Origin of the sequence: Allobosea sp. CER48, assembly GCF_044752385.1 — a bacterium.
GTDB lineage: Bacteria > Pseudomonadota > Alphaproteobacteria > Rhizobiales > Beijerinckiaceae > Allobosea.
Window position 1 is genome coordinate 1 of sequence record NZ_JBIWYK010000438.1, and the last position, 2,568, is coordinate 2,568.

At 69.2% G+C, this 2,568-nt stretch carries 3 protein-coding genes; all 3 read left to right on the forward strand.

The features are described 5' to 3' along the window. Positions 1-196: 196 nt before the first annotated feature. Entirely contained in the window at positions 197-694 is a 498-nt protein-coding gene (locus ACIPIA_RS14020; RefSeq protein ID WP_400510434.1) for a DUF721 domain-containing protein, read from the forward strand. Between the two features lie 93 nt (positions 695-787). Next, the gene (locus tag ACIPIA_RS14025) at positions 788-1,408 is read left to right on the forward strand and encodes a DsbA family protein (RefSeq protein WP_400510435.1); all 621 of its coding nucleotides are present in this window, start codon (positions 788-790) and stop codon (positions 1,406-1,408) included. Positions 1,409-1,531: 123 nt separating this feature from the next. Continuing rightward, positions 1,532-2,568 (forward strand): AAA family ATPase (locus ACIPIA_RS14030; protein WP_400510437.1); only part of this gene is annotated, 1,037 nt, incomplete at its 3' end.

A 2,568-nucleotide genomic window follows, 5' to 3' on the forward strand; every position in this document is an offset into this window, starting at 1 on the left:
AGCACGCTCGCGCCGGCCTACGAACTCTGGACCATCCGCCGCGAGCCATGGCTGGCGCTTCTCGCCGGCGCGGAGCAGCACCACCGCGACCGCGGCGAACCCGGGGCCTGACCAGCGGGCGGGGATCGAGCATTCGGCGCAGGCCCGCCCGCGCGGTCACTTGCCATCTCCCTCCCCCCTCGCGCAAAATGGCCCCATGGCCGCCAAACCCCTCGCAGAGCTGATCGACGACTGCATCGCGCCCGTGCTCGCAGCGCAGGGCTTCGCGGGGCGCGCCATCGTCTCGCTTTGGCCGGAGATCGTCGGCGAGCGGCTCGCGGCGCGATCGCGCCCGCTCAAGATCGACTGGCCGCGCCGGCGGCCCGCTCCCGGCGAGGCGACCGAGCCGGCGACGATGGTCGTGCGCGTCGAGGGAGCCTTCGCACTGGAGATGCAGCAGCTTGGCCCGCTGGTCATCGAGAGGGTCAACACCCATCTCGGCTGGCGCGCCGTCGGCAAGCTCGTGCTCAAGCAGGGCCCGGTTGCGGCGCCCGTGGTCGCGAAGCCGGCGCCGACGCTCGACGGCGCCGCAGCCACGCGGATCGACGAGCAGGTCTCCTGCGTAGCCGACGAGGGCCTGCGCGAGGCGCTGGCGCGGCTCGGCCGGGCCGTCGCGCTCAGCGCGAAAGCGCGAGGCCATGACACGGCTTCGTGAGCGAGGCCCCCAGCGGCACGATGCGCTCTTGCCACATTCGCGATCGCCTCTATAGCTCCGCAACCGCTTTGGACCTTCCGGGGAATTCTCACGATGACGAACAGGCGACAGCTCCTGACCGGCGCAGCCGGCATCACCGCTGCCGCGCTCGCCGGCGTTAACGCCGCGCGGGCCCAGACCAAGCTTCCCGATGCAGGCCCGCTGGGCGATGTCTGGCTGGGTTCCCCCGACGCCAAGGTCAGCATCGTCGAGTACGCCTCGATGACCTGCTCGCATTGCGCGCATTTCCATGAGACGACCTGGCCGGAGCTCAAGAAGAAATACGTCGACACGGGCAAGGTGCGCTTCACGCTGCGCGAGTTCCCGCTCGACCCGCTGGCCACCGCCGGCTTCATGCTCGCCCGCTGCAACGGCAACGACAAGTTCTTCCCGATCACCGACCTGCTCTTCGCGCAGCAGCGCAACTGGGCGTTCACCGAGAAGCCGGTCGATGCGCTCTCCGCGCTGGTGAAGCAGGCCGGTTTCACACAGGAATCGTTCGAGGCCTGCTTGAAACGGCAGGATATCTATGACGCCGTCACTGTCGTGAAGGATGGCGGGGCCAAGGCTGGCGTGGACTCGACGCCGACCTTTTTCATCAACGGGCAGAAGCGTTCCGGTGCTCTCTCGATCGCCGAATTCGACAAGATCCTGGCACCGCTCCTCGGGAATTGAGGCGGGGCCTTTCCGCTCGCGCGCTCCGAGCGCGGCATTTATCTCGGCCCTCATCCTTCACGACGCTGCTGCGCGGCTCCTCGGGATGAGGGCTGAGGGTTTTCAGACGAGCGGGGCGCGCAGATGCATCTGACGCGCCTCAAGCTCGCCGGCTTCAAGACCTTCGTCGAGCCGACCGAATTCCCCATCCAGCCGGGCCTTACCGGCATCGTCGGGCCGAACGGCTGCGGCAAATCCAACCTCGTGGAAGCCCTGCGCTGGGTGATGGGCGAAAGCTCGTTCAAGAACATGCGCGGCTCAGGGATGGACGACGTCATCTTCGGCGGCTCGAACGATCGCCCGGCCCGCAACATGGCCGAGGTTTCGCTCACGCTCGACAACAGCGACCGCAAGGCGCCCGCGGCCTTCAACGAGGCGGATGTCCTCGAAGTCACGCGCAGGATCGAGCGCGAGGAAGGTTCGACCTATCGCATCAACGGCAAGGAGGTCCGCGCCAAGGACGTCCAGTTGCTCTTCGCGGATGCCGCGACCGGCGCGCGCTCGCCGGCCCTCGTCCGGCAGGGGCAGATCAGCGAGATCATCTCGGCCAAGCCGCAATCGCGCCGACGCATCCTCGAGGATGCCGCCGGCATCGCCGGGCTGCACAGCCGCCGCCACGAGGCGGAGCTTCGGCTCAGGGGCGCCGAGGAGAATCTGACGCGGCTGGAAGACGTGCTCGGCGAGATCGACGGGCAGATCGAGGCGCTGCAGCGGCAGGCGCGACAGGCCGGGCGCTATCGCAGCCTTGCTTCGGACATCCGTCGCGCCGAGGCGATCCTCGCCCTGATCGCGCTGCATGATGCGCGCGCCCAGGAGAGACAGGCCGCACGCGTGCTGGAGGAGGCCGTCCGCTACGTCGCGGACCAGACCGGCATCCAGGCTGAAACCGCGAAACGGCAGGCGATCGCGGCCCATGAGATGCCGGCGCTGCGCGAGGGAGAGGCAGCGGCCGCCGCCGCGCTGGTCCGGCTGAGGCGCGGCCTCGACGAACTCGAAGCCGAGAATCGCCGCGCCCGCCAGCGGGCGGAAGAGCTCGGCCGCCGCCTGGCCGAATTGCAGGCCGATCTTTCGCGGCAGGAAACGGTCGGGCGCGACGCGGCCGAAAGCCTCGCGCGGCTGGC

Bases quoted from the DNA above. Each gene is read 5' to 3' on its own strand.
- ACIPIA_RS14025 (WP_400510435.1), top strand. From the start codon at position 788: ATGACGAACAGGCGACAGCTCCTGACCGGCGCAGCCGGCATCACCGCT.
- ACIPIA_RS14020 (WP_400510434.1), top strand. From the start codon at position 197: ATGGCCGCCAAACCCCTCGCAGAGCTGATCGACGACTGCATCGCGCCC.